The sequence below is a fragment of the Chthonomonas sp. genome, from assembly GCF_035294505.1.
Lineage (GTDB): Bacteria > Armatimonadota > Chthonomonadetes > Chthonomonadales > Chthonomonadaceae > Chthonomonas.
The window spans coordinates 1-3,097 of sequence record NZ_DATGKU010000050.1 but is presented as its reverse complement, the minus strand read 5'-3'; the positions used below and the strand labels follow the sequence as shown (position 1 = coordinate 3,097).

Genomic DNA, 3,097 nt, shown 5'->3' with positions numbered 1-3,097 from the left:
GCCCTCAGGAGTGAGGTAGACTTTGACGTTGCGCCGGTCCTCGCGATTGTGCCGTCGCTCCACCAGCCCGCTTAGTTCAAGGCGTTTGATGATGCCGGTAATCGTAGGCGCGTCAACGCCTCGCACCTGCGCTATTCTGCCAATGGTGAGTCCATCATGCTCAAAGAGCAGTTGCAATGCTCCCCACTGTGACGGGGTGATGGTATATGGTTTTCTCTGCTCTACACACCAGGCTTCCAGCACTCTACTGAACGAATGCTCCATGCACCGTTGAGCATAGAAGAGCCAGTATCCCAGGTTATTCTCTACCGGAACTTTCATGATCCCTTCCTGGTATGTTTGGTTTCCGATCCCCTCGTTTGCTCGCGCCTGCGGCGCTCGCCTTATAGAGTATGTTGTGTGGAAAATGCGCTTCGCGCATTTTCCACACAACATACTCTATCCCTGACACGGCTTTGCCGCGAGATCAACCATTAGATAGCACGCTAAAATTTAGCATGCTAATAATATAGTCAGGGAAATGTCCTTTGTCAAGAGGTCAGGAGAACTTTTCAGTCAACAGGCGGAATCCGAGCGGGAACTGATTGACCGCGCCAGGAACGCGTGGCCCGAGGTATTCTGGCGAGACTACACATCGGGCGTAATCGTCATGCACTGGAACAGTGGTATGGCCCGATCTATCAGTACTGGATCATCGCCGCTACCCAGGCCATCGCAGAGATTTTCTGATGAAAGTCTGTTACACACGTTTCGTATTTACACGCTTCTCTCATTACATATATCCATCATTTATATGTTTTATACATTCACACACTTTCCACATTCACACACTTTCCACATTCACACACTTTCCGCATTCACACACTTTCCGCATTTATATGCGTTCCACATTTATATGCACTCCGTATTTACACACATTTCTCGTTTACACGCGTTCCGCATTTAAAAGATGGGGGCAAGATTAGAGATGGGGGCAAGATTAGAGATGGGGGCAAGATTAGAGATGGGGGCAAGATTAGAGATGGGGGCAAGATTAGAGATGGGGGCAAGCCCCATCTCTACATATTAATGTAGAGATGGGGCTTGCCCCCATCTCTTATCCCTCCATCTCTTATCCCTCCATCTCTTATCCCCCCATCTCTTATCCCTCCATCTCTTATCCCTCCATCTCTTATCCCTCCATCTCTTATCCCTCCATCTCTTATCCCCCCCATCTCTTATCCCCATCTCTTATCCCTCCATCTCTTATCCTCATATCTCATCAACCATCTCTTATCCATCCTCTCTTATCACCCTCTCTTATTCCATCTCTTACCCATCCTTTCTTATCCACCATCTCTTATCACCCTCTCTCTTATTCCATCTCTTACCTCATCTCTTATCCACCATCTCTTATCTCCATCCATTTCCCTCACATCCATTTCCTCCCCATCCATTCTCCCCAGCTGTTTCTTCCCTGACCGTCTTCCCCCACCTTTTAAATGCATGACCTTTTTGCCATCACCTTGCCGTCCCCACATTATTCTCCTTGATTCTCCAACACTATCTTTTGTATAGTATAGCGTTGGGTTGTTACAACGATTAGCATTGAAGGAGAGAACTTTTTCATGCGTTTGGGATTACAGGTTCCCAATTTTACATGGCCGAACGGCCAGAGCCAGCTCGGCGATACCTTTGGCCTCATCGCCGAACGAGCCGAACGGGCTGGCTTATATAGCCTGTGGGTGATGGATCACTTCTTCCAGATCCGCAGCGTCGGACCATCGGAGAACGAGATGCTGGAGGGATGGAGCGCGCTGGCCTTCGCCGCCGGGCGCACGAACCGCATCAAGCTTGGGACGATGGTTACAGGCGTTACCTATCGCCATCCTGGCCTGCTGGTAAAGACGGCAACGACGCTCGACGTGCTCTCGCATGGCCGCGCATACTTTGGCATTGGCGCCGCCTGGAACGAAGAGGAGCATCGCGGACTGGGCGTCCCCTTCCCGCCGCTTGCCGAGCGCTTTGAACGCCTGGAGGAGACGTTGCAGATCGCGCTGCAAATGTGGTCGGGCGATGAAAAACCCTATCACGGCAAGCACTACACTCTTGAGCGCCCGCTCAATTCGCCACAGAGCGTGCAGAAGCCGCACCCGCCAATTTTGATTGGCGGCAGCGGAGAACGCAAAACGCTGCGCCTGGTCGCCAGGTATGCCGATGCCTGCAATCTTTTCACGTTCCCTATCCCTGAATTGCGGCGTAAGCTGGATGTGCTGCGCTCGCATTGCGAGGCTGTGGGGCGTCCCTATGAGCAGATCGAGAAGACGACGCTCGGCAGGATGCATATAACACGCGATGGCCGCGATGGATCGCTGTCGCCACAGGCGGCAATCGACCAGTTCGCGGCGCTGGCCGAGATAGGCATCGATCAGGCGCTCTTCAGCATGCCGAATGTATCCGACCTTGAGCCATTCGACGTGCTGGCGAACGAGATTGTTCCGGTAGTGGAGAAGATCCCGGTAGCGGGCCGTTCATAACGGTGGGAACAGGGTGATGGCTAACCGCACGACGCTCACCGGGGATGAAGCGAACTTTGTGCGCCGGCAGCGTGTCGCGCGCCTCGCCACAGCAGACGAGCATGGGAGTCCACATCTCATCCCCGTCTGCTACGCCTTCGACGGCGCGCGCTTCTACACGCCGCTTGACGAGAAGCCCAAGCGCGTTGCCGGGGGCAAGCTGCGGCGCGTGCGCAATATCGAGGCGCGCCACGAAGCCTCGCTGCTCATCGATCAGTACGACGATGACTGGTCGCGGCTGGGCTATGTGCTCGTGCATGGACGCGCCGAACTGATCGGCCCCGACCATGAAGCGCATGCACATGCCTTGAAGTTGCTGCGGCAGCGCTACATCCAATACCGCTCGATGGCTCTGGAACGGCAGCCCGTAATCATGCTCACCCCTGATCGCGTGACTTCATGGGGACCGGCGATTAGCGCGGAGCATTAAGCCGGTCCATGAAGCATCTCCCCATGTCATCCTGAACGGCAGCGAAGGATCCGGTAGTGACCTGCGGATCCTTCGCTAACGCTCAGGATGACATAACCCAATGTGTTCGTTA

General features: G+C 54.0%; 5 protein-coding genes. 3 read left to right on the top strand and 2 right to left on the bottom strand.

Annotated elements, in window-relative coordinates:
* The coding region (locus VKV18_RS02300; RefSeq protein ID WP_324202614.1) for a MarR family transcriptional regulator at positions 1 to 321 on the bottom strand (321 nt) is incomplete at its 3' end.
* Between the two features lie 282 nt (positions 322 to 603).
* On the opposite strand from VKV18_RS02300, the gene VKV18_RS02295 reads away from it, so the two are divergent.
* Positions 604 to 729 (top strand): hypothetical protein, encoded by a 126-nt coding sequence (locus VKV18_RS02295; RefSeq protein ID WP_324202613.1) that lies wholly within the window; start codon positions 604 to 606, stop codon positions 727 to 729.
* Positions 730 to 1,325: 596 nt separating this feature from the next.
* Here VKV18_RS02295 and VKV18_RS02290 read toward each other — a convergent pair.
* Positions 1,326 to 1,520 (bottom strand): hypothetical protein, encoded by a 195-nt coding sequence (locus VKV18_RS02290; RefSeq protein WP_324202612.1) that lies wholly within the window; start codon positions 1,518 to 1,520, stop codon positions 1,326 to 1,328.
* A gap of 87 nt (positions 1,521 to 1,607) precedes the next feature.
* Here VKV18_RS02290 and VKV18_RS02285 point away from each other — a divergent pair, with 87 nt between their 5' ends.
* Together VKV18_RS02285 and VKV18_RS02280 are read left to right on the top strand one after the other, a co-directional pair.
* Positions 1,608 to 2,516 carry an LLM class F420-dependent oxidoreductase gene (locus VKV18_RS02285; protein WP_324202611.1) on the top strand — a complete coding sequence of 303 codons (909 nt, stop codon included), beginning with the start codon at positions 1,608 to 1,610 and terminating at the stop codon, positions 2,514 to 2,516.
* A 16-nt stretch (positions 2,517 to 2,532) separates the two neighbouring features.
* Positions 2,533 to 2,985 (top strand): TIGR03668 family PPOX class F420-dependent oxidoreductase, encoded by a 453-nt coding sequence (locus VKV18_RS02280; protein WP_324202610.1) that lies wholly within the window; start codon positions 2,533 to 2,535, stop codon positions 2,983 to 2,985.
* The last annotated feature ends 112 nt before the right edge of the window (positions 2,986 to 3,097 follow it).